Origin of the sequence: Mesorhizobium sp. BH1-1-4 (assembly GCF_020165665.1) — a bacterium.
Lineage (GTDB): Bacteria > Pseudomonadota > Alphaproteobacteria > Rhizobiales > Rhizobiaceae > Mesorhizobium.
Genome location: NZ_JAIUIN010000017.1, coordinates 44,366 through 68,805 on the forward strand (window position 1 = coordinate 44,366; position 24,440 = coordinate 68,805).

Here is a 24,440-nt window from a genome sequence, read left to right on the forward strand (position 1 = left end):
GTCTTGCCAGATCGACGTCAAAGGCCTGGCCGCCTTTTTCCGCAAAGCCAGCGCTTCACAAAAGCGCTATCCGGCGCGCCACATCCTCCAGCCAGTGGTCGCGGATCCCGAGCGCTTGGAGATGTTCCAGCGTGCTCAGCACATATTCCTCGTTGTTGCCGGATCGGCCAACGGCGCCGCGCACGACGGCCGCCGCGTCAGCCGCATCCAGAGCCCCGGCATATTGCTCATGCTTGCGGTCAACGATATAGGCCACCGCCTCGACCGCGCCGCCGCCGTCCAGACGAACCTTCAGCGTCCGTTCGAGATAGACGCTGGTGACGAGCTCGCGCTCGCGCAGATAGGCGATGACCTCGCCGCGCACTTCGCCCGGCACACGGAAGGCAAGACCAACGCACGAGCCGCCATGGTCGAGGCCAAGCACCAATCCGGGCCGCTGGCGCGTGCCCCGGTGCACGAAGGAATAGACACAAAGCGAGCGGCGGTAGCCATGCAGCTGGGCGCGCCGTGTCTCGACATGCGCGAAACCCGGCCGCCAGATCAGCGAACCATAACCGAACACCCAAAAATCGCCCATATCGCCGCGCCTGATTGAAAAAGAATGGCAACACCACACCGGAAACCGGTGTTTTTTCCGTCCGTCCCCGGCTACCTATTCGTCACCGTCGACCTCTGTTGTCGCAACCCGAGAATCCGTACACGACATCCCTGCGTTAATGAGAGCCAAAGCATGACGTCAAGTGACGAACGCCAACCGGGTAACCGTCGCCGCCTGTGGTGGCTTGCCGCGTTCATCCTCGTGCTGTTCGCCATTTACAGCGCCGGCTGGTTCTATCTGGCCGACAAGGTCAGGTCAGAGGCCGATAAGACCGTTGCCACGCTCAACAAGAACGGCATCGAGGCCGGCTGCGCCAATCTCAAGGTCAGCGGTTATCCTCTGAGCTTCACGGTTTCCTGCGACAACCTTGCCTACGAGGACGATGCCAAGAACATTGCCGCCTCGGCCGGTTCCTTCAATGCCGTCGCCCAGATCGTCCAGCCCCTGTCGCCGGTCGCCAATCTGCGCGGTCCGCTCAGAACCTCCGTTCCGGGCATGACGCCGCTTTGGATCGACTGGGACAATCTGCAGGCCAATGTCAAATTGTGGTACCCGCTGCCCCGGCGTATCGCGCTGCAGGCCGAAGGCCTGTCGGGCCAGACCGACCCGGCCGACGACACCGACCCGGTCGAGCTGTTCAGCGCCGGCAAGGCTTCTGGACAATTGCAGCCCAACAACGGCGATCTCGACTATGTCGGCAGCTTTGGCGATCTCGAGATCGATGCCGACGCGATCGGCGGGCGCGTCCTGCCGGCGCTCGATGCCAGCGGCGACGTGTCCCTGAAGAACGGTGTCGCGCTGGTCGGCACGCAGGTGAAAAGCCTGCGCGGCCAGAGGATCGAAATCCGCAACCTCGATCTGTCGTCGGGGACGGCGCGTGTCACCCTTTCCGGGCCGCTGTCGGTTGACGTGGACGGCCTGGTCGACGCCGATCTGATGATCAGGATCAAGGATCCCAAGGCCGTGGCATCCATCCTTGCCGGCGCCATACCCGAGCAGAAGAACGCGATCGAGCAGGGTTTTGCCGCCCTGGCGCTGCTCGGCAGCGAACCGTCGATGCCGCTGAAAGTGGTCAAGGGCAAGGCCTCGCTCGGCTTCATTCCGCTGGGCAAGATCAAGCCGGTGCAATAGCACCCATGGCAAGATCGGCGAGGCTCCTGAGTGTTGGCGCGCTGACGCTGGACACGATCCTGCGTGTCGACACATTGCCCCACCATCAGGGGAAATTCATCGCTTCCGAAGGCGTCCAGATCGCCTCGGGCATGGCCACCAGCGCGGCCTGCGCCGCGCATCGCCTGGGCGCCAATGTGTCGCTATGGGCGAGCGCCGGCGACGATCCGGTCGGCGACCAACTGATTGCCGGAATAGAAGCCGAGGGCGTCGATTGCAGCCATGTGCGCCGCGTCAGCGGTGCGCGCTCGGCGCTGGCCTCGATCCTGGTCGACGCGCATGGCGAGCGTATCATCGTGCCCTTCTACGACCCGCGCGCGCAGGCTGATCCCGAGGCTTTGCCGTTCCCCGACATCAGGGCATTCGATGCCGTGCTGGCCGATGTGCGCTGGCCGGGTGCAGCGGCACTTGCCCTGAAGGCGGCGCGCGCGGCCGGCCGGCCGGCGATCCTCGATGCCGACACCGCGCCGCTGGCGGTGCTGGAGCTGCTGTTGCCGCTGGCCTCGCACATCGTCGCTTCCGAGCCGGCGGTCCGCATCGTATGCGGCCACGCGCTGGATCTGCAGACCGCCTGCACCGAACTCGCTTCCCGCACCGATGCCTTCGTCGCCGTCACCGGCGGCGCGGCGGGCACATGGTGGTTCGATCGAAGCGCCGGAACATCCCGCCATGTCGAGGCCCCGAGGATCAAGGCGGTCGACACGCTGGCGGCGGGCGATGTATTTCACGGCGCTTTTGCCGTCGGGCTGGCGGAGGCCATGCCGGTCGAGCAGGCGCTGCGCTTTGCCAGTGCCGCCGCCGCGCTCAAATGCCTGCGCTTCGGCGGCAGGCTGGGCGCACCAGATCGGGCGGAGACGCTCGCCATGATGGCAGTGACCTGGCCGACACTCTAACAACGCTAAGGGAGTTGAGATTCAGGTCAGGCCGAGTCGAAAATGGCTGATGCCGAGAACCGGAGCGGAGCGTACCTTTGTACGTGAGCACCGGAAGCGCAGGTATCAGCCATTTGCAGGCCGGCCTCACCTGAATATCAGCTCCCTTTGGGATGCTCGACCGCCTGGCGGCCAAAGTCGGGTACGTCGATGTCCTGCCCGGCCTCGATGATCGAGCGGCGCACGGCCCGGGTGCGGGTGAACAGGTCGAAGAGCTTGTCGCCGTCGCCCCAGCGGATCGCGCGCTGCAGGAACGCCAGGTCTTCCGAGAACCGCGCCAGCATTTCGAGGATGGCATCCTTGTTGTGCAGGCACACATCGCGCCACATGGTCGGGTCGGAGGCGGCCAGACGCGTGAAATCGCGAAAACCGGAGGCGGAATATTTGATGACTTCCGTCTTGGTCACCGATTCCAGATCGTCGGCGGTGCCGACGATGTTGTAGGCGATGATGTGCGGCAAATGCGAGACGATGGCGAGCGTCATGTCGTGATGCTGCGGGTCCATCGTGTCGATGTTGGCGCCGCAGCGGTGCCAGAATTCCGACAGCCTTTCCAAGGCACCCGCATCGGTGCCCGGCACCGGCGTGAAGATGCACCAGCGATTGTCGAACAGGTCGGCAAACCCGGCATCCGGGCCGGATTTTTCGGTACCCGCCAGCGGATGGCCGGGAATGAAATGGACGCCATCGGGCACATGCGGCTGCATCTGCGCGATGACCGAGGCCTTGGTCGAGCCGACATCGGTGAGGATCGCTCCGGGCTTCAGCGCCGGCGCGATCTCCTGCGCCACCGCCCCGGATGAGCCCACCGGCACCGAGACGATGATCAGATCGGCATCGCGCACCGCTTCCCTGGCGTCGGTGGTGTAGGAATCGCCGAGCCCCAATTCCTCGGCCCGCTTGAGCGTTGCCGCGCTGCGGGTCGAGATCGCGACATGGCGAGCCAGGCCTTCGCGGCGGATGACACGGGCCAGCGACGAGCCGATCAGGCCGATGCCGACCAGCGCGATCTTTTCAAACATCGGTGATGTCATGGCGTTCCAGCTTCTCGGACGTTCTAGCTTTCAGGCGTTCTGGCTTTTCAGGCGTTCTGGCTTTTCAGGAATGTCGTGAGCGCGGCGACGACACCGCGATTGGCCTCCTCGGTGCCGACGGTCATGCGCAGCGCGTTGGGAAAGCCGTAGCCTGAAACGCGCCGCAGAATATAGCCGCGCGCGCTCAGATAATCGTCCGCCGCCGCCGCCGAATGCTTCTGGTCGTCGGGAAAATGAATGAGCAGGAAATTGCCGACGCTCGGCGTCACGCGCAGGCCGAGCCTGGTCATCTCCTCGCTCAGCCAGGCAAGCCAGGTCTCGTTATGCGCCACGCTGCGCTCGACATGAGCGCGGTCGCGGATCGCGGCGATGCCGGCCTCGATCGCCGTCGCATTGACGTTGAAGGGACCGCGCACGCGGTTGATCGCGTCGACGATGTGCATGGGACCATACATCCAGCCGATACGCGCTCCGCCGAGGCCGATCTTGGAGAAGGTGCGGGTCATCACCACATTCTCGGCGCTGCCGGCCAGCTCGATGCCGGCCTCATAATCGTTGCGGCGGACGTATTCGGCATAGGCCGCGTCGAGCACCAGCAGCACGTTTTTCGGCAGTCCGGCATGCAGGCGGCGCACCTCCTGGAACGGCACATAGGTGCCGGTCGGATTGTTGGGATTGGCCAGGAACACGATTTTCGTGCGCGGCGTCACCGCCGCCAGCATCGCATCGATGTCGGCGCGCTCGTCGGTCTCCCTGACCACGACCGGCGTGGCGCCCGCCGACTGGATGTAGATCTTGTAGACCATGAAGGCATGTTCGGTGAACATGGCCTCGTCGCCGGGCGCGAGATAAGTCTGCGCCAGCAGCCCGAGGATCTCGTCGGAACCGTTGGAACAGATGATGTTCCGCGCGTTGAGGCCATGCACCTCGGCGATCGCCTCGCGCAGCCGCCTCGCGGTGCCGTCGGGATAGATGTCGAGTTTGGCGGCAACCTCACGCGCTGCCTCGATCGCCTTGGGCGAAGGCCCGAGCGGATTCTCGTTTGACGACAGCTTGTAGACCTTGGTGACACCGGCCGGCGCGGCGCTCTTTCCCGGCACGTAGGCGTCTATCTCCATGATGCCCGCACGCGGGGTTGGACGTGCCTGATCCGGTATCTGGTTCATGTCTTGCAAAATCCGTCGAAAGCGCCTCCATCCGGAAGCCGCAGCGGAAATACAAGCCATGGCCGGCAATGTCGAGAGCCGGCAGTGGTGGCAGCGGCCGCCATTGACGGCGAGCCGGGCGGGTTCTAGAAGGACGAAGACAGTTCCGTGGTGATTTGGCCGGTCGGCTTGCAGCCACGTTAAACAATTCGCTAAAGGGCCGTTTGCGTGACGTAACCGGCTTTGCGAAGGCAATGCCGGTTTTTTATTGTCCGCTGCCGGCCGGACGACCGCATCGGCGCCGCGAAATAAGCGGCGACTTCGCAAGAAACGATGCAGCAAGAGAGATTGAGAATGGCCGCTCCGCGCGCAGCAAGGACCAACAACGAGGTCGACAATCCGTCGAGCCTGGTGTTGCGTTTCGGACCCGACAAGCCGCTCAAGCTCGATGCCGGCACACTGCTGTCGCCGTTCCAGATCGCCTACCAGACCTATGGCGTTTTGAACGACGCGCGCTCCAATGCCATCCTCGTCTGCCACGCGCTGACCGGCGACCAGCATGTCGCCAACACCAATCCGGTGACCGGCAAGCCGGGCTGGTGGGAAGTGCTGATCGGCCCCGGCAAGATAATCGACACCAACCGCTTCTTCGTCATCTGCTCCAACGTCATCGGCGGCTGCCTCGGTTCCACTGGGCCGGCCTCGACCAACCCCGCCACGGGAAAGCCCTATGGGCTCGACCTTCCGGTCATCACCATCCGCGACATGGTACGCGCGCAGCAGATGCTGGTCGACCATTTCGGCATCGAGAAGCTGTTCTGCGTGCTCGGCGGTTCGATGGGCGGCATGCAGGTTCTGCAATGGGCGTCGAGCTATCCCGAACGGGTCTTTTCGGCACTGCCGATCGCCACCGGCGCGCGCCACTCGTCACAGAACATCGCCTTCCACGAGGTCGGGCGCCAGGCCGTGATGGCTGATCCGGACTGGCATGGCGGCAAATATTTCGAGCACGGCAAGCGCCCGGAAAAGGGGCTGGCGGTGGCGCGCATGGCCGCCCACATCACCTATCTGTCGGAAGCCGCCCTGCACCGCAAGTTCGGCCGCAATCTGCAGGACCGCGAAGCGCTGACCTTCGGCTTCGATGCCGATTTCCAGATCGAGAGCTATCTGCGCCACCAGGGCATGACCTTCGTCGATCGTTTCGACGCCAACGCCTATCTCTACATGACGCGGTCGATGGATTATTTCGACCTTGCCGCCGACCATGGCGGCAGGTTGGCGGACGCCTTTGCCGGCACCAGGACCCGTTTCTGCCTGGTGTCCTTCACGTCGGACTGGCTTTTCCCGACCGAGGAGAGCCGCTCGATCGTGCACGCGCTCAACGCCGCCGGCGCCTCGGTGTCCTTCGTCGAGATCGAGACCGACCGCGGCCACGATGCCTTCCTGCTCGACGAACCGGAACTGTTTGCCGCCATCAACGGCTTCGTCGGCTCCGCCGCGCGCGCCAGGGGACTCGCATCATGAGCGTCAACGGCAGCCAGCGTGTCGACCTCGAGGTCGTCGCCAATCTCATCCCGCCGCAATCGCGCGTGCTCGACGTCGGCTCCGGCGACGGCTCGCTGCTCGAATTGCTGCAGGAAACCAAGCAGGTCGACGGCCGCGGCCTGGAACTATCGCAGCGTGGCGTCAACGAATGCGTGGCGCGCGGGCTAAGCGTCATCCAGGGCGATGCCGACACCGACCTCGAATTCTATCCCGACAAGGGTTTTGACTTCGTCGTCCTGTCTCAGACCCTGCAGGCGACCCGCAACCCCAAGCTGGTGCTCGACGAACTGCTCAGGATCGGCAACCGCGCCATCGTGTCTTTCCCCAATTTCGGCCATTGGCGGGTACGCCTGTCGCTGTTCGTCGAGGGCCGCATGCCGGTGACCAAGGACCTGCCCTATTCCTGGTACGACACACCCAACATCCACTTCTGCACCATCCGCGACTTCGTCAACCTGTGCGAAGAGCTTGGCGCGACGGTGGAAAAGGCGACCGCGCTCGACGCCAACGGCCAGAAGATCGGCCTGTCGATGCCCTGGTGGTTCTGGAATTTCTTCGGCCAGCAGGCGGTGTTCTTGCTGAAGCGGTAGGGCTGCCGGCCCAATCCTATCCCAGGACATCCGTCGCCTTGTGCGGATGTTCGACGCCGTCGGCGAACACCACATCCGACAGCGAATTGTCGGTCCGCAGCGCCAGGATCGCCTGATAAGCCGGCGAAGCATACCAGTCGCGCACATGCGCCCTGTCAGGGAATTCGATGATGACGAGGTGGCCCGGCCAGTCGTTCTCGACCACCTCCAGATTGCCGCCATGGATCAGGAAACGGCCGCCGAAAGGTTCCAGCGTGGCATCGATCCTGTGCAGGTACTCGACGATCTCGGGACCCATCGTGGTTTGACGCATATGGGCAACGGCGTAAGCGGTCATGGACGAAACTCCTTTCGATCGAAGCTGAGTTGCCAGCTTCACGATCGCAAATTGCCAAGGAGCACGACGCAATTCGATTACTTCCGAGATAATAAGAACGACATATGCGAATCAGCGTCGATCGTGCGGGCTTTGCAGGTCTCCTGACGCGCGAGGAGTGTTGCGATTGGGGCGCCAAGTCAGAAATTCGTCATTTCGGAAGGTGTTGAACGTCGCATCATGTGATGACACAGGGACATGTTCTTTGTAGCGTCGCGCCGAATAGATGCTGGGCGGGAGCATGGAACCGAAGAATCAGACGTATTCGATCGTTGTTGAAATGGAAAATGCCAAGTCCATCAACGAGGACGAAATTGGCATTTCGTTGACTGCCTTGGCGCGGGAAATAGAACGCACGACGACGAACGGCCATTATCCCAAGCCGCAGCTTATTGTCGTTCACAGCGGACAGAGCACCGACACGCCGCTTCTCCAGCACCGTATCCTCGAACTTGTTCCGCAACTTGCCACGGCCGCGACTATGCTTTTCAGCGCCTGTCCCGGCGGCCGGTATTATGAGGTCAAGAATGCCGGTGCTGCGTTGGCAAATGGCGACGTCGTCATCTTCTGCGATTCCGACACGGTGATCGAAGTTGGTTGGCTGTCCGCGCTCCTCAAGCCGATGGAAGACCCCAAGACGATTGCCGTAAATGGCTATACCTATCTCGGCCATGACGATTTCGCCTCTCGGACCTTTGCCCTCCTATGGTTCTTCCCGCTGCGCGACGGTGATCAGCGTTTCGCTTCCAGGCGAGCGATGAACGCCAACAATTGTGCCTTTCGCAGAAGCTGGTTGGCTAGCCACCCCTATCCCGCCAGCAATGGCTTCAAGGTTTCCTGCACGCTGCTGACCAGCCAGTTGCGGGAAAGTGGACATGATTTCGTCAGGGTCAATGCACGGGCGAGCCACTATCCCCCGCGTGGCTGGCGGTTTTTCTTCTGGCGCGCTCTGGTCACCGGCCGCGATGCGGACCGGAAATATGTGGCGCTGGAATCGCCGTCACGTCCCGGTCGCGTGCTGAAAGCGACGAGGCGCTGGTTTTCGATGTCCCGGCGCGTAAGCGGGCGCATCCTTGCGCATGCGTCGCAACTCGGAATGCCGGTCTGGCAAATTCCGTTCGCCTTGGTCGTCGGATTGGCCTTTTGCACGCTGGTTTTTTTCGGCCAGGCGGCCATGGCGCTTGGCCTGGTCCGGGACGAGCCGGAACTCGTGCCTGTTCATGTGGGTCATAGCTGACATGGCCAGGACTGTGGACATGGCACCCCTCATCACGGTCATCACACCGACCCACAACCGGCGCGAAACGGTGCTCCGCGCCGTCGAAAGCGTGCTTTCCCAGAGCATGACGCGGTTCGAGCATATCGTCGTCGACGATGGTTCGACCGATGGAACCGCAGCCGCGCTGGCCCGCATCAGCGATCCACGGCTGGTCTATGTCGGCGCGAAATGGCGCGGCGCCAACGCCGCCAGGAATGCCGGCATCGAGCGTGCGCGGGCTCCGGTGGTGACATTTCTCGATTCCGACGACGTCTACCTGCCGCATCGGCTCGAGCGGACCCTGGCCTGGTTCGACGACAATGCCGCGCTTCAGGTGCTGCTCAGCTCCTTTGTCTCCCGGAAGGGCAGCCGCAGCACCAACTGCGTCAATCCCGAGACCTTCGTCAGCCCAATGCTATTGGAGCGGACGCTCGTCGCCCAGACGATCTTCATCGCCGGCTCCGCGATATCAGCCCGCCGCGAGGCCTTGCTGGAGATTGGCGGCTATGACAGCGACATCAACCGGATGCAGGACCGCGAATTGCTCCTGCGCCTGGCGCGACGGTTCGGCGCGCAACTGTCGGGAGATATGGACTGGACGAAATACAATTCGCAGAATTCGATTTCGGGCCGCCGGGCGGGTTACGTCGAGGCCTATGCGAACCTGATGGGCAAACACCCGCATATCGCCCACTCCTACCCGCACATCCCGCCTTACATGATCGCACGGCAGATCATCGCCGACATTCTCAGGGGCCGGATACCGGAGGCGTTCGAGGGTTACATGGCCAATCGCTCTTCGAAGGCGCTCGGCTACTCCTTGCCGGAACTGGTCAGCGGATATGTCCAGGGCCGGCGCTGGCGGCGCGATCTCTCCAACAAGTTCCGCGACGAACGCGGCGCCCGGCCTGCCTGAACCACGGCCAGGCCTAGAGCAATTCCAGGAAAAGCGTGTAACGGTTTTCCCGGGAGAAGCGCGTAGCGTTTCCCCTTGGGAATTGCGTGGAAACAAAGAGTAGAGCGGTTCGGCGTTTCTATTAAACGCTGAACCGCTCTATCGGTCCAGCTCCGGGAAATAGGGATCCGACAGGAACCGCCGGTCCCGTTCACCCAGAAGGCAGTCGACCGGCGCGTCCATGTTGACGGGCGTGATTTTGGGCGTGTCCTGAATGCCGCTGACCTCTAGGATCAGCTTGCGCCGGATCGCCGTCGAGAATTCGGCGGCCGCGTGGATCGGCAGCACGAAGGAACCGGGTCCACCGGTCACGCACTGGGCATAATACTGGTCGAGATGGCTGAATGTCGGCGATGGCTTGATCAGGATCGGCAGGCCGTTGATGACGATGCCCTTGGCAATGGCCGCATCGCGCGTCGCGGTGACCGGCGGCCCGATATTGTTCGGGCCGTCGCCGGATATGTCGATGACGCTGCGTTCGCCCATGAAACCGGTGCCGTCGAAAAGCCCGGTCCCGAAGGCAAGCGCAGTTGAAATCGAGGTGCCGCGGAAGCTCCGGAAAGGGCGGGCCGCGAGCTTGTCGGCAAAATCGTTGGCACTCTCGGCGCTGTCGATGATCTGCCAGCCGATGACCGCGTCGTCGCGCACCGTGCCGGCCCACTCGAAATAGGCGAGCGCGATGCGCCCGGTATGGCCGGAACGGACGGCCTGGATGAAATCGGCGTGCCGCAGCGCCTCGACATAGCCGGCGCGTTGCAGGGCGAACTCGGTCTCGTCCATTGACAGCGAGATATCGACCGCCAGCACCAGTTCGACGTCGACGGCCAGCCTGTCCGGCGCCGAAGGAACCGGAGCGGCCTCGGCGCAGGTCAGGCAGGCAAGCAGGCTCATTGTCTCAAGCATGGCCAGCACGAGCGATGTTTCGATCGCGACCGTCGCTCGCGATCACGGCGAAATAAAGCTTGCGGCTGCGCGCCCGGTCGGTCCGAGTGCCGGCCGTGTTATTTCTTGCGCCGGGCAGCGACCGGCGGCGGTTCGATGGCCCCTGCCCTGACGCGGGCGGGTCTCAGCGCCGGCGCCCCGGTATCCTTGACGATCGTCAGCGAGCGCGGAAAGAACTGATTGTTGTGCAGGCCGCGCCCGATATTGATGATCGCCGCACCCTTCAGATGTTTGTCCATGAGCGACAGCACGCGCCTGAGGGACGGGCCGTCGAACGCATCCATCGCTTCATCGATGATCACCCATTTCGGCTTTCGCAAGGCAAGCCTGGCGAAGGCGAGCGATCGCTGTTCGTCATCGCCCAACTCACGCTCCCAGCGGGCCGACCGGTCGAGCGAGGACGACAGCCGCTCGAGGCCGACTTCGGCAAGCACCGCCGAAATTTCGGCATCGCTTGCGGGAGCGACACCATAGGGATGGTCTAGCACTTCGCGCAGCGTGCCGGCCGGGAAATACGGGACACGAGGCACGAAGGTGGGGGCTTCTCCCCCCGGCATGCCGATCTTCCCGCTTCCCCATGGCCACAGTCCGGCAATGGCGCGGAAGAACAGCGTCTTTCCCGCGCCAGGCTCGCCGGTGATCATTACGCGCTCGCCGACGTGGATTTCGACGTGCTGGTCGGAGAGCGTTGTGCAGCCCTCCGGCGAGGCCACCTGGAGTTTCTCGAAGGTCAGGCTGCCATTGGCGTTTTCATCGAAGGCGATACGCTTCTCCTTGTCGTGCAGCACATCGGTTTCATCGAGTGCGATGCGGAAGTCGGCGACCCGCATCAGCGTGGCACGCCAGTCGGCGATGCTGCCGATGTTGTTGATGAACCAGCGCAACGACGAATGCACCTGATTGAAGGCGCCGACCGCCATCATCAGCCCGCCAAAGCTGATATCGCCCGAGAAATAGACCGGCGAGGCAACCAGGATCGGCGCCACGACGGTGATCCAGCCATAGGTGTCGGTTACCCAGGACAGGTTGATCTGGGCGGTGTAGATGCGCCGCATGGCACCCAGCACCGTGCCAAGGTCGAGTTCGAGCCGTCGCCTGGCGTCATTCTCACCCCGGTACAGCGCGATGGCATCGACGTTCTCGTTGACGCGCACCATCGAGGAGCGCAGCTCCGCCTCGCGCGTATAGCGGTCGCTGTTGAGGCGGATGAGCGGCCGACCGACCAGCCAGCTCAGCCAGGAGGCGGTGCCGGCATAGATGAACGCCGCCCAGACCATGTAGCCCGGTATCGCCAGCGCCCAGCCGCCGACATGGAACACGAAGCCCGAAGACAGCTCCCACAGCACGCCGACGAAAGACACGAGCAGGATGAATGACTGCAGCAGGCCGACACCAAGATCGGTCGACAGGTCCGACAGATGCGCGGCATCCTGCTGCATGCGCTGGTCGGGATTGACGCCGATGGCGCCGGCATTGGCCAGCCGGAAAGCACGCGCTGGCCGCATCCACTGGTCGATCAGGTCCAGCGTCAGCGCTTCGCGCAACTTCAGCCGGATCATCTGGTTGAGCCAGGTCTGGCCGATATTGAGCACCAGCAGTCCGCCGGCGATCATGGCAAAGACCATGAGCTGGTGCAGGAAGGCCGCCATGTCGCGGCGCGCGAGCGCGTCGTAGAAGGGCTGGTTCCAGCGGTTGAGCAAGACCTGGCCGATCGACGTCGCGATGATGACGGCCATGATGCCGAGCGACGTCCACAGCAACCACTTGCGAACCGGCGAGCCGATCAGCGCGCGCCGGATCGTCGCCACCTGATCGCGCAGGCTGCTGGCCACGGCCGGCTGAACGGCGGCTTGATTGTCCAATTGATCAGCCATGGCCGAGGTCCTTGCGTTCAGGAGCGAAGCTGAAACCGGGTGAAGAGAGCCGACGGCGGCAGCTCCTCAGCCACTTTGCCAGCCCAGCACCACAGATAGGTCGGAAAGACGCCGGGCGATGCAAGTTTCCATGGCGATCACGAAGGTGTCACTTGCCGAGCCGGCAATCCCTCGGTCCGACGGCCGAGCCGCGTCGCGCCATGTGGCGACAGCACCGGCACGAAGACGCGACGGGACGCACGCTGGACCACCGGCACGCCCTGATAAAGCCGCTTCTGCGCCTCCACGACGATGACACCGGAAAAGATCGGCCACAGCCGTCGGCCGGCGCGCTCCAGCACATTGTGGAAGCGCATCATGAAGCGCCGCCGCGATGGCGGGAAGAACAGGGCATCTGACCAGGCGGCCGGCGTGAAATTCGCCTCGCGCAGCAATTCGGTGAGTTGCCCGCGTGAGAAAGGCCGGCCGTTGCCGAACGGCGTGTGTTCGAAGCGCGCCCAGACACCGCGCCGGTTGGGCACGACGATGACAACGCGCCCGGCCGGCGACAACACCCGCCAGATTTCGTTCAGCGTCTCGCGCGGATTCTCGACATGCTCGAGCGAATGGACAAGCAGCATGCGGTCGATGCAGGAATCGACCAGCGGCAGTTCCTCGTCGAAGACCAGCGCCGTCGCCGCCGGCCCGGTCGCCGGCCAGACCACGGCGCCCTGGGTCGCCGGCATGAAGGCGAAGACGCGTTCGGCGTCGGTGCCGAAGCGCTCCAGCCAGGGCAAGGTATAGCCAAGGCCGACCAGCCGCTCATTGGGCACCGTGGCCCATATCGACGACAGCGCCATGGTGATCGAGCGCTCGGCGAACCGGCCGAGCGTTGTCGAATAAAAGGAGCGGAGGTCGACGATGTCGGAATGCATGTCAGGGATGTAGCGGTGATATCGGCCGGATTCAACAAAGGCGGGCCGGTGTGCTCGTCATCTCAAATGACATTCTTCATCCCGTGGTGACATCCGCGCGGCGGCGCCCTATGTCTGCGGCGACAAGCTGGAGAGACGCAATGCCGGTCGAGATCGAACAATTCATGTGCCGCACCGACAATTTCGGCGTGCTGGTGCATGATCCAAAAAGCGGGCAGACCGCGATCATCGACGCGCCCGAGGAAGCGCCGATCCTGGCCGCCGTCAAGCGCACCGGCTGGACGCCGACCGTCGTCCTGACCACGCACCATCATATGGATCACGTCGAGGCCAACCTGGCGCTGAAGGAACGCTTCAAGCTGCGGATCGTCGGCCCGGAAGCGGAAAAGGCCAGGATTCCCGGCATCGACGAAACGGTCGAGGAAGGCTCCGTCCTTCATCTCGGCGATGAGCGCATCGAGGTGATCGCCACGCCCGGGCATACCGCCGGCCATATCTCCTATTATCTGCCGGCATCGAAAGTGGCGTTCACCGCCGACACGCTGTTTGCGCTGGGTTGCGGGCGGCTGTTCGAATGCAAGCCGCCGGTGATGTATGAATCCCTGAAGAAACTCGCGGCCCTTCCCGCCGAGACCACCATCTATTGCGGCCACGAATACACGCTCGCCAACGCCCGTTTCGCGCTGACCGTCGACCCCACCAATTCGGCCTTGAAGGAGCGCGCCGCCCGGATCGAGGCGCTGCGGGTCGACAACAAGCCGACGCTGCCGACGACGATTGGCGAGGAACTGTCGACCAACCCCTTCCTGCGCTGGCACGATCCGGCAATCCGCAAGCATCTGGGCATGGAAAAGGCCGGGGATGCCGAGGTGTTCGCCGAGATCCGCAAGCGCAAGGACAATTTCTGAACCCCATGCTAGCCTTCGCCCGATGAACAGCTCGGCGGAAATCATCGCGACACTGGGACTGCAACCGCATCCGGAAGGCGGCTGGTATACGCAGACCTTTCGCGATGAAGCCGGCGGTGCGCGCGGACATTCGACCGCCATCTATTTCCTGCTGGAACAGCACCAGGTTTCGGCCTGGCATCGGGTCAGGGATGCCGCCGAGGTCTGGCATTTCCACGCCGGCGCGCCGCTGGCGCTGTCGATTTGGGAGGAAGGCGGCGCCATCATCGAGCAGGTTCTCGGCATCGAACTCGCGGCGGGCGAACGGCCGCAGATCGTCGTGCCGGCGGGCTGGTGGCAATCGGCGCGCACCTTGGGCGAATGGACGCTGGTCGGCTGCACCGTGGCACCGGGCTTCGATTTCGTCGCCTTCGAATTGGCCGAGCCCGGCTGGCAGCCCTAACCCAGCAGGAAACCCAGGGTAATCGCAAGCTGGGCGGCGTAATAAAGCACCCAGACGGCAAGACGCATCCAGGCGCGGTGCGGCGAGATGGCGGCTATTAGGAATTTCTCCGCGGCAAGCACCCCATCGGATGCCATGAACAGCACGGCGCCGCCGATCAGCCAGGCATTGCCTGTCGTCAGCGCCGACATGCCCATCGCCAGGATCGCCAGGACGTAGACGGCGATCGGGATACGCAAGCCGGGACCAACGCGGCGCCAGAGCGCGGCCAGCATCACAATCGCAAACACGGCCATCGCCAGCGCGATTGCCCCACGCCAGGGCTCGGAGCCGAGTACCCACATCCCCGCGCCGCTGCGCAGGAACAGCGCGATATAGACGATATGGGCGAGGAGAAAGCTGCCCAGCCCGCCCAGAAACGCCTTTTCACCGTCCCGCGACAGGAAGGCGTCACCGATGGCGCTGAGCGCAAGCGCGGCGATCAGCAGCAGCGGACCGCCTCGCATTGCCGAGAGCACGGCGAGCATCGTCACCGAGAGCGTCTTTGCCGCCGAGCGGGCAAGCGTTGGCGGCATGCCCGAGGTGAAGGCGTAGATCACCGCCGCCACCAGCGAAAAGATCAGCGTCGCATTGGCATTGGCATCGATGCCACCCGGGAACGGCATCATCACGCCTTGACCCCACTCTCGGCGACGTCCGGCTTGCGCTGGAACAGGGACTTTGCCGCCAGGACCGCTCCCCCGGTGATGAGCAGGCAGGCGGCGAGGATGCGCGGCGACGGCTCGGCGACGCCGGCTCCGATCAGCACCAGTGTCGACAGAAGCGGCGCCGCGTAGCTTGCCGCGCCCAGCACCTGGATGTTGCCGCGCTTGACGCCGATGTCCCAGGCATAGAAGGCGGCCCCTACCGGCATAAGGCCGAGCCCGAGCACGGCCAGCCACTGGCCGGCGCCTTCAGGCAGCACCGTTTGTTCCAGGGCCAGATGGCAGGCGAGCGACAGCACGGCGGTCGCCGCGCAGAACCAGGTGATGATGCTCGTCGGCACCGAAGGAAAGCGCCGCGACAACAGCGAATAGGACGACCACAGCACGGCGCAGACCGCGGCCATGGCATAGCCGAAGACATAGCGGGCATCGAAAGCGATGCCGCCACCCTTGGTGACGATCAGCACGGTGCCGGCAAGGCCGAGCAACGCGCCGACGACATGGTTCCAGGCCAGTTTTTCGCCCGGCATCAGTGCCGACCCAAGCACGATCAGCAGCGGCCAGAGATAGGCGATCAGGCTTGCCTCCACCGCCGGCGCGTTGCGCAACGCGGTGAAATAGAAGAAATGGTAGCCGAACAGGCCGGCAATGCCGATCAGCCACACTTGCGGTGGGATCTTCTGGCTCTTGCCGGCAGCCGGCATGACCAGCCGCGCGATCAGCCCGACCCCGGTGCCGATCGAGAAGGTGATCGCCGACAACAGGAAAGGCGGAACCTTTCCGGACGCGTCGGTAAGCAATGCCAGCAGCGCCCACATGGCGACCGCCGAAAAGCCGATCAGTGTTGCGCGCCCCATCTTGTCTCCAGTGGCGCGCCCATTTTGTCCCTGTGGCGTGCCTTATTGTACCGCTTCGAACCGTCCGGCGCTGATGGTCAAGGTGCCGATCTGCGTTCCGACCGTGGCGTGGATCGGCGCATATACGCCGGTTTGGCCGAGCGGTGCAAACGTCACCATCATGCGGCTTTTGTTCTTGAGATAGTTGAGCGCCTTGCGGCCCTTGCGATAGCCCGCCACCGGCTCGAAACCCATCTGGCAGGTGACGGTGTCGCCCTTGTAGCCCGGCACCGAGATCGTGCCTTTCGAGACGTAGGTCAGCGTCAGGTCGGCGCGCATCTCGCCATCATAGAACTTGACCTTGCGGCCGCAGACCTGGTCGAGACTGTCGGCATGGATGACGGTGGCGGCCATCGGATCGAGTACCGATGCCAGATCGCCGGCACCGAGCGGCACCCAGGACTTGGGGTCGCGCTTGCCCGGCGCGGGGATGACCTGCGTCGACGTCACGTTGCCATTGGCAAAGCGAATGTCGATCGAGGATGCCTTCTTGCCGGACGTGTAATCGGCTCGGAACGCCTGCGGCACCATCTTCTGCCCCGAGATCGTCCCCTTGGACGAGATCGTGCCACGCGTATCGTCGAACAGCTTGGCCAGACCCGCCGCGGAGACGGTGCCATTGATCGCATAAACGCCATTCTGATAGCTGCTGGAGAAAGTCGATCTGGCGATCGAGAGGCCCAGGAACGACACCGTGTATTCGCCCCTGAAGGATTGCGGCGAGGCCGCCGACGCGGCGGACGGCAAGGCTATGGCGAGCGCGGCGACAAGCGCGTGAGACGAACGAGGCATGGCGGGATCGGATCCTTGATTTTTGGCCGGAGGCGGGCGACTCCGGTCTGGCGTGTCCCTGTCAGACTGCTTATAGGATGAAATCCGGCCTTAATATGAAACGCCGGGCGCTTCCGTGGGGAAGCCGGAGCTTGACGCCCCGGTGAAATGCAACTATGGAACGCCAACTTTTTCCATAAGGCCGCCTGACCAGAACCGCGCGCCACCAGGCGTGGGCACAAAGGTTTGGCAGTCCCGAGAGAACTGAAGGTTAGAACCATGTCCCGCACCTGCGAACTCACTGCCAAGGCAGTCATGACCGGCAACAATGTGAGCCACGCCAACAACAAGACCAAGCGTCGCTTCCTGCCGAACCTCGTCAATGTGACGCTGATTTCGGAAGCGCTGAACCAGAACGTGCGTCTGCGCATCTCGGCCAACGCGCTGCGTTCGGTCGAACATCGTGGCGGTCTCGACGCTTTCCTGGCCAAGGCCGACGTCAAGGAACTGTCGCAGCGCGCGCGCCTCTTGAAGAAGCAGATCGCCAAGAAGCTGGCCGAACAGGTCGCCGCGTAACATCGGATAAAGGCGGGGGACGACCGCCCTGGCCAACCCTGTTGTTGGCCTGTGGCCGACCTCTTGTTGGCCACAGCATCGGATCGAAATCGCAAAGCGGTTCACAGATTCGATGCTCTAAATAAGGCGAGCGTGATCCGGTTTCGGCAAAACGCTCCGCTGGTTCCATTACCCAGGATAAAAAAATGTCTTCCTTTTCGCGATACCTGCCTTTCGTGGCCGCCATGGCGCTTGTCGTCGTGGCGTCTAACATCCTCGTGCAGTTCCCCATGCAGGGCCAGATCGGCGGCCTGTCGCTGGCCGACCTGCTCACTTGGGGCGCTTTCACCTATCCCTTCTCCTTCCTCGTCACCGACCTCGCCAACCGCCGCTACGGGCCCGCCGTGGCGCGCCGGATCGTCTTTGTCGGCTTCATGACGGCGGTGGTCTGCTCCATCCTCATTCCGCCCTTCCTGTTCCGTCATGGCTTCATCGAATTCGAAACATCGGCCGACCGGCTGGTGCGCATCGCGGTCGCTTCCGGCGCCGCCTTCCTGACCGCGCAGCTGCTCGACGTCACCGTGTTCAACCGTTTGCGTCGGCAGAGCTGGTGGCGGGCGCCGATCATCGGCACGCTGGTCGGATCGGTGTTCGATACCGTCGTGTTCTTCAGTGTCGCCTTCTCGGCCGCCTTTGCCTTCGCCGGCCCGAGCGACAGTTTTGCGCTGGAGAGCGCCCCATTGATGGGCATCTTCCATCTCGACGCCATGCGTTGGGTGTCCTGGGCGCTCGGCGACCTCTCGGTGAAGTTGATCATCGCCGTTGTCGCGCTGATCCCCTATCGGCTGCTGGCCGCCCGCTGGAGCCAGCCGGCCGTTGCCGCGGCCTAGGCCATGATCCCAAAAAGTGGATTCCGGTTTTTGGGAAAGATCATGGTCAGACAAAGCACATGATTCCCTGGATCCAGCTGGACTCCGCAAAAACGCCTGATGGGCAACAGGAACTGCGGCTGAAACGGCGCGGTGCCGAATTCTCGATCATGCTCGGCACCAACGAGTTGATGAACAGTCGCCTCAGCGGCTCCGAGGAGGCGCTGGCGAAACTGTCTTGCCAGAGGATTGCGGGCCATCTCCAGCCGAGGATCCTGATCGGCGGGCTTGGCATGGGTTTTACGCTGCGCGCCGCTCTCGCCGAACTGGGCGGCAATGCGGAAATCGTCGTCGCGGAACTGGTGCCGGCCGTCGTCGCCTGGGCACGCGGCGCGATGGCCGAGATTTTCGCCGGCTCGCTCGATGATTCCCGCGTTACTATCCGCGAGGCCGATGTCGGGAGTTTGATCCGGTCCGAGCACGTAGCCTGGGACGCGATCCTGCTCGACGTCGACAATGGCCCCGAGGGGATCGTCCACAAGAGCAATGACGCGCTCTACAGCGTGGCAGGCCTCTCCGCCGCGCGCAACGCCCTGAAACCGGGCGGCGTTCTGGCGGTATGGTCGCAGGGGCCGAATGCCGGCTTCGCGCGGCGGCTGAAACAGGCAGGCTTCGCCGTCGAGGAAGTCAACACGCGCGCCAACGGCAAGCGCGGCGCGCGCCATGTCATCTGGATCGCCACGAAATCGTAGAGCCGTGAAAGGGTTTTCCGTCCGGAATTGCGTAAGCAAAGAGTTGGCTTGCGATTGCCACTCAATCCTGGTGCAGGATAAATTCCAGATAGAGATTGCGCTGGAGGATCGAGTGGTTGTCGTCGGAGACCAGCGACACCATCAGCGCGCCGTCATCCCGGCTCCAGACGTCGAGCCCTTCCATATTGTCGATCTGGTAGCCCATGTCGGCTTGCAGCAGCACCGGCCCGTCGGCGACGGCGCCCTTCTCGACGCTCTCCCCATAAATGCGCCGCAGCCGCATCTTGAGGCCGCCCGCCATGGTGAAACTGCGCTCCAGCAGCAAAAGGTCGCCATCCGGCAGGAAGGCGCCGTCGGTGATGTCGAAATCGTCGTTGCGCTTGACGGTGAAGACGCCCTTGCGCGGGCCATCGATGATGGCGGCGTAGATGTTGCCTGATTTGTCGAGGCTCTTTTCCGAGACCACGACCAAGCCGCCCTGATGCTGGCCGTTGGCATTGGCATGGGTGACGGTCTCGAAGCCGCGATTCTGCCGCAGCTCCCGTGCCGGCACCAGGAAATCCAGCTGCCGGAACGGCGCCTTCATATCCTGAGGATCGATCCTGAACTGGGAGACGCGGTGGTTGCGCTCGAAACCCACGGTGGCGATGCCGTCCTTGACCGCGAGGCCCTCGGCGTCGACTTCCCATTTTTCGTCGATGGGCTGGACGCTCTGGTCGACCATCTGCTGCATGCGGAAATTCTGGATGCCGACGGGCCGCCTGTCGGCGTTGCGCGCCACCGTGCCGAAGAACCAGTAACCGGTGTCGGCCACACCGATGAATTCGCTGCCGGCTTTCAGAAACCGGAAGGCCGACAGCGCCCCGAAATCACGCGATGGCGAGGTCATTTCCAGCCCGCCGACGAATTCGAGTGGGCCAAACCGCTTGTCGGCATGGCCGATATGGAATTCAGTGATCGGGCGGGCCGAAACTGCGACAGGTTCAACAGGAGCCGAGCCGGCTGGCGCGGAAGCCATGCCGGCGAGCAGGGCGATGGCGGCGAAAAGCGTCCGCCGAAACCCGCCGCCCGAAAAGATCATCCGGCGCGCCGCATGCCGCCGCGCCGGGTATCCTTCGCGCTTTCCTCGGCAAACAGCGAAGCCAGCTGCTCGGTCATCGCGCCGGCCAGTTCCTCGGCATCGACGATGGTCACGGCGCGCCTGTAGTAGCGCGTGACGTCATGGCCGATGCCGATGGCCAGCAGCTCGACCGGCGAACGCGTCTCGATCAGCTCGATGACGGCGCGCAGATGGCGTTCGAGATAATTGCCCGGATTGACCGACAGCGTGGAATCGTCGACCGGCGCACCATCCGAGATCATCATCAGGATCTTGCGCTGCTCGGGCCGGGCAATCAGCCGGTTGTGCGCCCACAAGAGCGCCTCGCCGTCGATGTTTTCCTTAAGCAGGCCTTCGCGCATCATCAGGCCGAGATTGCGCCGCGCACGCCGCCATGGATGGTCTGCGGACTTGTAGATGATGTGGCGCAGGTCGTTGAGCCGGCCGGGATTCGGCGGCTTGCCGTCCTTCAACCACTTCTCCCGCGCCTGCCCGCCCTTCCATGCCCGCGTGGTGAAGCCGAGGATCTCGACCGAGACGCCGCAGCGCTCCAGCGTGCGCGCCAGAATGTCGGCGCAGGTGGCGGCGACCGTGATCGGCCGACCACGCATCGAGCCGGAATTGTCGAGCACCAGCGTCACCACCGTGTCGCGGAATTTGGTATCGCGTTCCTGCTTGAACGACAGCGGCTGCATCGGATCGATGACCACGCGCACCAGCCGCGCCGGGTCGAGATAACCCTCTTCCAGATCGAAATCCCAGGACCGGTTCTGCTGCGCCATCAGGCGGCGCTGCAGCCGGTTGGCCAGCCGACCGACGACGCCCGACAGATTGGCGAGTTGCTTGTCGAGGAAGGCGCGCAGCCGGTCGAGTTCTTCCTCTTCGCAGAGTTCCTCGGCGCCCACCGTCTCGTCGAAAGCCGTGGTGTAGACCTTGTAGTCGATTTCCTTCGGCAGATTGGTGAAGGGATTGTCGTTACGGCGCGCCTCGCCCGGCGTCTCGGCATCGGCATCGTCGTCATCGGACAAATCGTCGGCGGTGGCGTCGGAGGCTTCCGTCTCCGCCGATTGCTCGTCGTCGGCTGACGCTTCCGCATCCTCGGACTGCGACTGCTCGGAGCCGGAATCGTCTTCGCCGCCCTCTTCGCTCTGTTCCTCGCCTTGCGGCTGGTTATCGTCATTGTCCTCGGAGTCTTCGGTCTCCTGGTCGTCGCCGAGTTCCTCGGCCATTTCCATGGACGCGAGCATCTCGCGCACGACGCGGGCGAAGGCCTGCTGGTCCTCGAGCTTTTCCGACAGGCCATCGAGGTCGGCCTTGGCCTTCTCCTCGACCCAGGGCCGCCAGAGTTCGACCAGCCGCTCGCCGCTCTTCGGCACCGGCCGGCCGGTCAGCTTTTCGCGCACCATCAGCGCCAGCGCTTCCTCGATGGGCGCGTCGGCCTTGTCCTTGACGTCGACGAGATTGGCCTTGGCGTATTTGTCCTCCAGCATCGAGCCGATATTGTCGGCGACGCCCTGCATGGCGCGGCTGCCGATCGCCTCGACGCGGGCCTGTTCGACCGCATCGTAGATGGCGCGGGCAGCCTTGCCTTCGGGCGCCAGCTTGCTGTGGATGCGCACGTCGTGGCAGGCGCGCTTCAGCGCCATGGAATCGCCGAGCCCACGGGTAATGGCGATGTCGGTTTTCGATGCCTTCTTGGGCAGTTCTGGTAGCCGCGCGCGGCTGCCGGCCAGCGCCGGCCTGTCCTTGGCGAAGCCGACTTCCATTTCCTTGTCGCCGGCAATGGCGCGCATGCAGACGGTGACGGCACGCTTGAAGCTGTCGGCTTCAGACCCCGTCTTCGACTTGTTGCGCGTGTTGTCGCCCGGACCCGCCATTGAGGCTCTGCTTAGCCCAGCACCACGTTGGCAGCACTCTCCGGCAGATCCTGGCCAAAGGCGCGCTGGTAGAACTCGGCAACCACCGAACGCTCCAGTTCGTCGCACTTGTTGAGGAAGGTCAGCCGGAACGCCATGCCGACATCACCGAAGATCTCGGCATTTTCGGCCCAGGTGATGACAGTACGCGGGCTCATCACCGTCGACAGATCGCCATTGATGAAGGCCGAGCGCGTCATGTCGGCGACACGCACCATCTTGTTGACGATGTCCTTGCCCTTGGCGTCGCGATAGTGCTTGGCCTTGGCCAGCACGATGTTCACTTCATTGTCGTGCGGCAGATAGTTCAGCGTGGTGACGATCGACCAGCGGTCCATCTGCGCCTGGTTGATCTGCTGGGTACCGTGATAGAGGCCGGTCGTGTCGCCCAGCCCGACCGTGTTGGCGGTCGAGAACAGGCGGAACGCCGGATGCGGGCGAATGACCCGGCTCTGGTCGAGCAGCGTCAGGCGGCCAGATGATTCCAGCACGCGCTGGATGACGAACATCACGTCCGGACGGCCGGCGTCATACTCATCGAAGCACAGCGCGACATTGTGCTGATAGGCCCAGGGCAGGATGCCGTCGCGGAATTCGGTGATCTGCAAGCCGTCCTTGACCACGATCGCGTCCTTGCCGACGAGGTCGATGCGGCTGACATGGCTGTCGAGGTTGACGCGCACGCAGGGCCAGTTGAGGCGGGCGGCGACCTGTTCGATATGGGTCGACTTGCCGGTGCCGTGATAGCCCGACACCATGACGCGGCGGTTGTAGGCGAAGCCGGCGAGGATCGCCAGGGTCGTCGCCTTGTCGAACAGATAGTCGGGATCGATGTCGGGCACATGCTCCGATGTTACCGAATAGGCCGGCACCACCATCTTGGACTCGAAACCGAATTTCTCCTTCACCGACACCGTCGTGTCGGGCAGGTTGGCGATGTCGCGATCGACCTTGTTCATATCTCTCAACGTCTCCACGGGCGAAACGTCGCGTTTCGCCGGCAACCGATTTTGTTCGGGGGCGGTCTTAAAGCCTTTTCCAACCTTATGAAAGTTGGAAAACGACACAACCGTAGGGTCGCTCAGCACAGGCCTGCCTGTTTGAGCACGCGATAGGCCTGAAGCACATCGCGGAACCGGTCTTCCGAACCTCTGTCGCCGCCATTCGCATCCGGATGGTGACGTTTCACCAGTTCCTTATAGCGCGCCTTGATGTCCTTGCCAGTCGCCTTTGTATCAAGGCCAAGCGTTTCCAGCGCCTTGGCCTCAAGCGGTTTGGCCTTGCGCTCGCGCGCCTCGCGCGGATCCTTCGGCCCCTTGAACAGGTCGAACGGGTCGCGCATGCGGTTGTAATAGCCGGCGCGGCCGGAGCGCATCTGCGCCATATCGGGCGAGGAGCGCGTCGAGGCGCCGTTGACGCCCATCTTCCAGGTCGGCCGGTGGCCGGTCATGGCTTCCTTCTGGAAGCGCGCGACCTCGGTGTCCGGCACGCCGGAGAAGTAGTTGAAGCCCTTGTTGTACTCGCGCACATGATCGAAGCAGAAGCGGAAATACTCGCCCTCCTTCATGCGCCCGACCGGCGCGCGATGGGTGCCTGCCTCCTTGCAGCCATCCCACTGGCAGATCGGCGCGTGCGCCTCCACCTCGACATCCTTCTTCGGGCGGATGCGAATCTTCTCGAAATATTTGGGATACGGCTTCATCTCACCCATTTATGGGGCGTTCGCAGATGCGAAACAAGAATTGACATTTTCGCGATCATCGCCCTAGCCGCTGAATCGCGGCATAAAGCGGGCGACTGGCGGATTTTGTTGCGCGGCGGCGTCCCCTGGTGAAACCGATTTCCGGTTTTCACGCTGGCGCGCCTGCCATATGTGGTGAAGGGAGACGGCGATGTCCATACAGGCGACCATGGAAGACAAGCTCAACAAGGCGTTTGCGCCGCAGCGGCTGGTCATCATCAACGAAAGTCATCTCCACGCCGGCCATCACCATCATGGTTCGGACCATCACGGCAGCTATGACGGCACCGGCGAGACGCATTTTCGCGTCCGCATCGTGTCGCCGAATTTCGCCGGCATGAGCCGCATCGACCGTCATCGCGCCGTCAACGAACTGCTTGCCGAGGAGTTGAAGGCCGGCGTGCATGCGCTGGCGATCGAGCCGGCGGCGCCGGGCGAACAGACGCGCTGGTAA

General features: G+C 63.5%; 26 protein-coding genes and 1 riboswitch. Of the genes, 12 read left to right on the top strand and 14 right to left on the bottom strand.

Annotated features, from left to right (window positions below; genetic code table 11):
* Window positions 1-55: 55 nt before the first annotated feature.
* Window positions 56-577: a gamma-glutamylcyclotransferase gene (locus LB569_RS23440; protein WP_224694277.1), complete on the bottom strand. Its 522-nt coding sequence runs from the start codon at window positions 575-577 to the stop codon at window positions 56-58.
* A gap of 153 nt (window positions 578-730) precedes the next feature.
* On the opposite strand from LB569_RS23440, the gene LB569_RS23445 reads away from it, so the two are divergent.
* A complete protein-coding gene (locus tag LB569_RS23445; protein WP_224694278.1) occupies window positions 731-1,729 on the top strand; it encodes a DUF2125 domain-containing protein in 999 nt (332 codons plus the stop codon).
* Between the two features lie 5 nt (window positions 1,730-1,734).
* Window positions 1,735-2,661: a sugar kinase gene (locus tag LB569_RS23450; protein WP_224694279.1), complete on the top strand. Its 927-nt coding sequence runs from the start codon at window positions 1,735-1,737 to the stop codon at window positions 2,659-2,661.
* A 137-nt stretch (window positions 2,662-2,798) separates the two neighbouring features.
* On the opposite strand, the gene LB569_RS23455 is transcribed toward LB569_RS23450, so the two are convergent.
* Both LB569_RS23455 and hisC read right to left on the bottom strand, forming a co-directional pair.
* Complete coding sequence (locus LB569_RS23455) at window positions 2,799-3,734, bottom strand: prephenate/arogenate dehydrogenase family protein (protein WP_224694280.1); 936 nt, start codon at window positions 3,732-3,734, stop codon at window positions 2,799-2,801.
* A 47-nt stretch (window positions 3,735-3,781) separates the two neighbouring features.
* On the bottom strand, window positions 3,782-4,900 hold the full coding sequence (gene hisC, locus LB569_RS23460) for a histidinol-phosphate transaminase (protein ID WP_224694281.1): 1,119 nt from the start codon (window positions 4,898-4,900) through the stop codon (window positions 3,782-3,784).
* 137 nt (window positions 4,901-5,037) lie between these two features.
* Window positions 5,038-5,115: riboswitch (SAM riboswitch) on the top strand.
* Window positions 5,116-5,233: 118 nt separating this feature from the next.
* Here hisC and metX point away from each other — a divergent pair.
* Both metX and metW read left to right on the top strand, forming a co-directional pair.
* Window positions 5,234-6,403, top strand: a complete 1,170-nt coding sequence (metX, locus tag LB569_RS23465) for a homoserine O-acetyltransferase MetX (RefSeq protein ID WP_224694282.1) — start codon at window positions 5,234-5,236, stop codon at window positions 6,401-6,403.
* Window positions 6,400-7,014: a methionine biosynthesis protein MetW gene (gene metW / locus LB569_RS23470; protein ID WP_224694283.1), complete on the top strand. Its 615-nt coding sequence runs from the start codon at window positions 6,400-6,402 to the stop codon at window positions 7,012-7,014. Before metX ends, metW begins: the two co-directional genes overlap by 4 nt.
* A 16-nt stretch (window positions 7,015-7,030) precedes the next feature.
* Here metW and LB569_RS23475 read toward each other — a convergent pair whose 3' ends face one another.
* Window positions 7,031-7,351 carry a DUF1330 domain-containing protein gene (locus LB569_RS23475; RefSeq protein WP_224694284.1) on the bottom strand — a complete coding sequence of 107 codons (321 nt, stop codon included), beginning with the start codon at window positions 7,349-7,351 and terminating at the stop codon, window positions 7,031-7,033.
* Between the two features lie 280 nt (window positions 7,352-7,631).
* On the opposite strand from LB569_RS23475, the gene LB569_RS23480 reads away from it, so the two are divergent.
* Both LB569_RS23480 and LB569_RS23485 read left to right on the top strand, forming a co-directional pair.
* Window positions 7,632-8,627 carry a glycosyltransferase family 2 protein gene (locus LB569_RS23480; protein WP_224694285.1) on the top strand — a complete coding sequence of 332 codons (996 nt, stop codon included), beginning with the start codon at window positions 7,632-7,634 and terminating at the stop codon, window positions 8,625-8,627.
* Between the two features lie 19 nt (window positions 8,628-8,646).
* Window positions 8,647-9,564, top strand: coding sequence for a glycosyltransferase family 2 protein (locus LB569_RS23485; protein WP_411970247.1), 918 nt, complete (start codon window positions 8,647-8,649; stop codon window positions 9,562-9,564).
* Window positions 9,565-9,702: 138 nt separating this feature from the next.
* On the opposite strand, the gene LB569_RS23490 is transcribed toward LB569_RS23485, so the two are convergent.
* The 3 genes from LB569_RS23490 to LB569_RS23500 all read right to left on the bottom strand — a co-directional run bounded on the left by LB569_RS23490 (window position 9,703) and on the right by LB569_RS23500 (window position 13,333).
* The gene (locus tag LB569_RS23490) at window positions 9,703-10,506 is read right to left on the bottom strand and encodes a DUF1194 domain-containing protein (RefSeq protein ID WP_224694287.1); all 804 of its coding nucleotides are present in this window, start codon (window positions 10,504-10,506) and stop codon (window positions 9,703-9,705) included.
* 98 nt (window positions 10,507-10,604) lie between these two features.
* Entirely contained in the window at window positions 10,605-12,419 is a 1,815-nt protein-coding gene (locus LB569_RS23495; RefSeq protein WP_224694288.1) for an ABC transporter ATP-binding protein/permease, read from the bottom strand.
* Between the two features lie 137 nt (window positions 12,420-12,556).
* Window positions 12,557-13,333: a class I SAM-dependent methyltransferase gene (locus LB569_RS23500; RefSeq protein ID WP_224540433.1), complete on the bottom strand. Its 777-nt coding sequence runs from the start codon at window positions 13,331-13,333 to the stop codon at window positions 12,557-12,559.
* Between the two features lie 140 nt (window positions 13,334-13,473).
* Between LB569_RS23500 and gloB the strand changes: the two genes are divergently transcribed.
* Both gloB and LB569_RS23510 read left to right on the top strand, forming a co-directional pair.
* Window positions 13,474-14,241, top strand: coding sequence for a hydroxyacylglutathione hydrolase (gloB, locus tag LB569_RS23505; protein ID WP_224540431.1), 768 nt, complete (start codon window positions 13,474-13,476; stop codon window positions 14,239-14,241).
* A 22-nt stretch (window positions 14,242-14,263) separates the two neighbouring features.
* The gene (locus LB569_RS23510) at window positions 14,264-14,683 is read left to right on the top strand and encodes a cupin domain-containing protein (RefSeq protein ID WP_224694289.1); all 420 of its coding nucleotides are present in this window, start codon (window positions 14,264-14,266) and stop codon (window positions 14,681-14,683) included.
* On the opposite strand, the gene LB569_RS23515 is transcribed toward LB569_RS23510, so the two are convergent.
* Genes LB569_RS23515 through LB569_RS23525 form a run of 3 tightly spaced genes read right to left on the bottom strand, consistent with a single transcriptional unit; the run spans window position 14,680 to window position 17,075 of the window.
* A complete protein-coding gene (locus LB569_RS23515) occupies window positions 14,680-15,354 on the bottom strand; it encodes a lysoplasmalogenase (RefSeq protein ID WP_224694290.1) in 675 nt (224 codons plus the stop codon). The genes LB569_RS23510 and LB569_RS23515 overlap by 4 nt on opposite strands.
* Window positions 15,351-16,244, bottom strand: coding sequence for a DMT family transporter (locus LB569_RS23520; RefSeq protein ID WP_224694291.1), 894 nt, complete (start codon window positions 16,242-16,244; stop codon window positions 15,351-15,353). Before LB569_RS23520 ends, LB569_RS23515 begins: the two co-directional genes overlap by 4 nt.
* Before the next feature lie 42 nt (window positions 16,245-16,286).
* Window positions 16,287-17,075 carry a DUF3108 domain-containing protein gene (locus tag LB569_RS23525; protein ID WP_224694292.1) on the bottom strand — a complete coding sequence of 263 codons (789 nt, stop codon included), beginning with the start codon at window positions 17,073-17,075 and terminating at the stop codon, window positions 16,287-16,289.
* Window positions 17,076-17,333: 258 nt separating this feature from the next.
* Between LB569_RS23525 and rpmB the strand changes: the two genes are divergently transcribed.
* The 3 genes from rpmB to LB569_RS23540 all read left to right on the top strand — a co-directional run bounded on the left by rpmB (window position 17,334) and on the right by LB569_RS23540 (window position 19,230).
* On the top strand, window positions 17,334-17,630 hold the full coding sequence (gene rpmB / locus LB569_RS23530; protein ID WP_140708388.1) for a 50S ribosomal protein L28: 297 nt from the start codon (window positions 17,334-17,336) through the stop codon (window positions 17,628-17,630).
* Window positions 17,631-17,815: 185 nt separating this feature from the next.
* Window positions 17,816-18,499 carry a queuosine precursor transporter gene (locus tag LB569_RS23535; RefSeq protein WP_224540426.1) on the top strand — a complete coding sequence of 228 codons (684 nt, stop codon included), beginning with the start codon at window positions 17,816-17,818 and terminating at the stop codon, window positions 18,497-18,499.
* Between the two features lie 59 nt (window positions 18,500-18,558).
* Window positions 18,559-19,230 (top strand): spermidine synthase, encoded by a 672-nt coding sequence (locus LB569_RS23540; RefSeq protein WP_224694293.1) that lies wholly within the window; start codon window positions 18,559-18,561, stop codon window positions 19,228-19,230.
* Between the two features lie 61 nt (window positions 19,231-19,291).
* Here the strand turns inward: LB569_RS23540 and LB569_RS23545 are convergent, their stop codons facing one another.
* The 4 genes from LB569_RS23545 to LB569_RS23560 form a co-directional block, all read right to left on the bottom strand.
* Entirely contained in the window at window positions 19,292-20,311 is a 1,020-nt protein-coding gene (locus tag LB569_RS23545; protein ID WP_224694294.1) for an esterase-like activity of phytase family protein, read from the bottom strand.
* On the bottom strand, window positions 20,308-22,206 hold the full coding sequence (cobT, locus tag LB569_RS23550; protein ID WP_224540419.1) for a cobaltochelatase subunit CobT: 1,899 nt from the start codon (window positions 22,204-22,206) through the stop codon (window positions 20,308-20,310). Before cobT ends, LB569_RS23545 begins: the two co-directional genes overlap by 4 nt.
* 11 nt (window positions 22,207-22,217) lie before the next feature.
* The gene (cobS, locus tag LB569_RS23555; RefSeq protein WP_140708376.1) at window positions 22,218-23,204 is read right to left on the bottom strand and encodes a cobaltochelatase subunit CobS; all 987 of its coding nucleotides are present in this window, start codon (window positions 23,202-23,204) and stop codon (window positions 22,218-22,220) included.
* A 122-nt stretch (window positions 23,205-23,326) separates the two neighbouring features.
* Window positions 23,327-23,956, bottom strand: coding sequence for a J domain-containing protein (locus tag LB569_RS23560; protein WP_140708374.1), 630 nt, complete (start codon window positions 23,954-23,956; stop codon window positions 23,327-23,329).
* 181 nt (window positions 23,957-24,137) lie between these two features.
* On the opposite strand from LB569_RS23560, the gene LB569_RS23565 reads away from it, so the two are divergent.
* Window positions 24,138-24,440, top strand: coding sequence for a BolA family protein (locus LB569_RS23565; protein WP_224694295.1), 303 nt, complete (start codon window positions 24,138-24,140; stop codon window positions 24,438-24,440).

Excerpts from the sequence above, each read along its gene's own strand:
- LB569_RS23440 (WP_224694277.1), bottom strand. The coding sequence starts at position 577 with ATGGGCGATTTTTGGGTGTTCGGTTATGGTTCGCTGATCTGGCGGCCG.
- LB569_RS23445 (WP_224694278.1), top strand. The coding sequence starts at position 731 with ATGACGTCAAGTGACGAACGCCAACCGGGTAACCGTCGCCGCCTGTGG.
- LB569_RS23450 (WP_224694279.1), top strand. The coding sequence starts at position 1,735 with ATGGCAAGATCGGCGAGGCTCCTGAGTGTTGGCGCGCTGACGCTGGAC.
- LB569_RS23455 (WP_224694280.1), bottom strand. The coding sequence starts at position 3,734 with ATGACATCACCGATGTTTGAAAAGATCGCGCTGGTCGGCATCGGCCTG.
- hisC (WP_224694281.1), bottom strand. The coding sequence starts at position 4,900 with ATGAACCAGATACCGGATCAGGCACGTCCAACCCCGCGTGCGGGCATC.
- metX (WP_224694282.1), top strand. The coding sequence starts at position 5,234 with ATGGCCGCTCCGCGCGCAGCAAGGACCAACAACGAGGTCGACAATCCG.
- metW (WP_224694283.1), top strand. The coding sequence starts at position 6,400 with ATGAGCGTCAACGGCAGCCAGCGTGTCGACCTCGAGGTCGTCGCCAAT.
- LB569_RS23475 (WP_224694284.1), bottom strand. The coding sequence starts at position 7,351 with ATGACCGCTTACGCCGTTGCCCATATGCGTCAAACCACGATGGGTCCC.
- LB569_RS23480 (WP_224694285.1), top strand. The coding sequence starts at position 7,632 with ATGGAACCGAAGAATCAGACGTATTCGATCGTTGTTGAAATGGAAAAT.
- LB569_RS23485 (WP_411970247.1), top strand. The coding sequence starts at position 8,647 with ATGGCACCCCTCATCACGGTCATCACACCGACCCACAACCGGCGCGAA.
- LB569_RS23490 (WP_224694287.1), bottom strand. The coding sequence starts at position 10,506 with ATGCTTGAGACAATGAGCCTGCTTGCCTGCCTGACCTGCGCCGAGGCC.
- LB569_RS23495 (WP_224694288.1), bottom strand. The coding sequence starts at position 12,419 with ATGGCTGATCAATTGGACAATCAAGCCGCCGTTCAGCCGGCCGTGGCC.
- LB569_RS23500 (WP_224540433.1), bottom strand. The coding sequence starts at position 13,333 with ATGCATTCCGACATCGTCGACCTCCGCTCCTTTTATTCGACAACGCTC.
- gloB (WP_224540431.1), top strand. The coding sequence starts at position 13,474 with ATGCCGGTCGAGATCGAACAATTCATGTGCCGCACCGACAATTTCGGC.
- LB569_RS23510 (WP_224694289.1), top strand. The coding sequence starts at position 14,264 with ATGAACAGCTCGGCGGAAATCATCGCGACACTGGGACTGCAACCGCAT.
- LB569_RS23520 (WP_224694291.1), bottom strand. The coding sequence starts at position 16,244 with ATGGGGCGCGCAACACTGATCGGCTTTTCGGCGGTCGCCATGTGGGCG.
- LB569_RS23525 (WP_224694292.1), bottom strand. The coding sequence starts at position 17,075 with ATGCCTCGTTCGTCTCACGCGCTTGTCGCCGCGCTCGCCATAGCCTTG.
- rpmB (WP_140708388.1), top strand. The coding sequence starts at position 17,334 with ATGTCCCGCACCTGCGAACTCACTGCCAAGGCAGTCATGACCGGCAAC.
- LB569_RS23535 (WP_224540426.1), top strand. The coding sequence starts at position 17,816 with ATGTCTTCCTTTTCGCGATACCTGCCTTTCGTGGCCGCCATGGCGCTT.
- LB569_RS23540 (WP_224694293.1), top strand. The coding sequence starts at position 18,559 with ATGATTCCCTGGATCCAGCTGGACTCCGCAAAAACGCCTGATGGGCAA.
- LB569_RS23545 (WP_224694294.1), bottom strand. The coding sequence starts at position 20,311 with ATGATCTTTTCGGGCGGCGGGTTTCGGCGGACGCTTTTCGCCGCCATC.
- cobT (WP_224540419.1), bottom strand. The coding sequence starts at position 22,206 with ATGGCGGGTCCGGGCGACAACACGCGCAACAAGTCGAAGACGGGGTCT.
- cobS (WP_140708376.1), bottom strand. The coding sequence starts at position 23,204 with ATGAACAAGGTCGATCGCGACATCGCCAACCTGCCCGACACGACGGTG.
- LB569_RS23560 (WP_140708374.1), bottom strand. The coding sequence starts at position 23,956 with ATGGGTGAGATGAAGCCGTATCCCAAATATTTCGAGAAGATTCGCATC.
- LB569_RS23565 (WP_224694295.1), top strand. The coding sequence starts at position 24,138 with ATGTCCATACAGGCGACCATGGAAGACAAGCTCAACAAGGCGTTTGCG.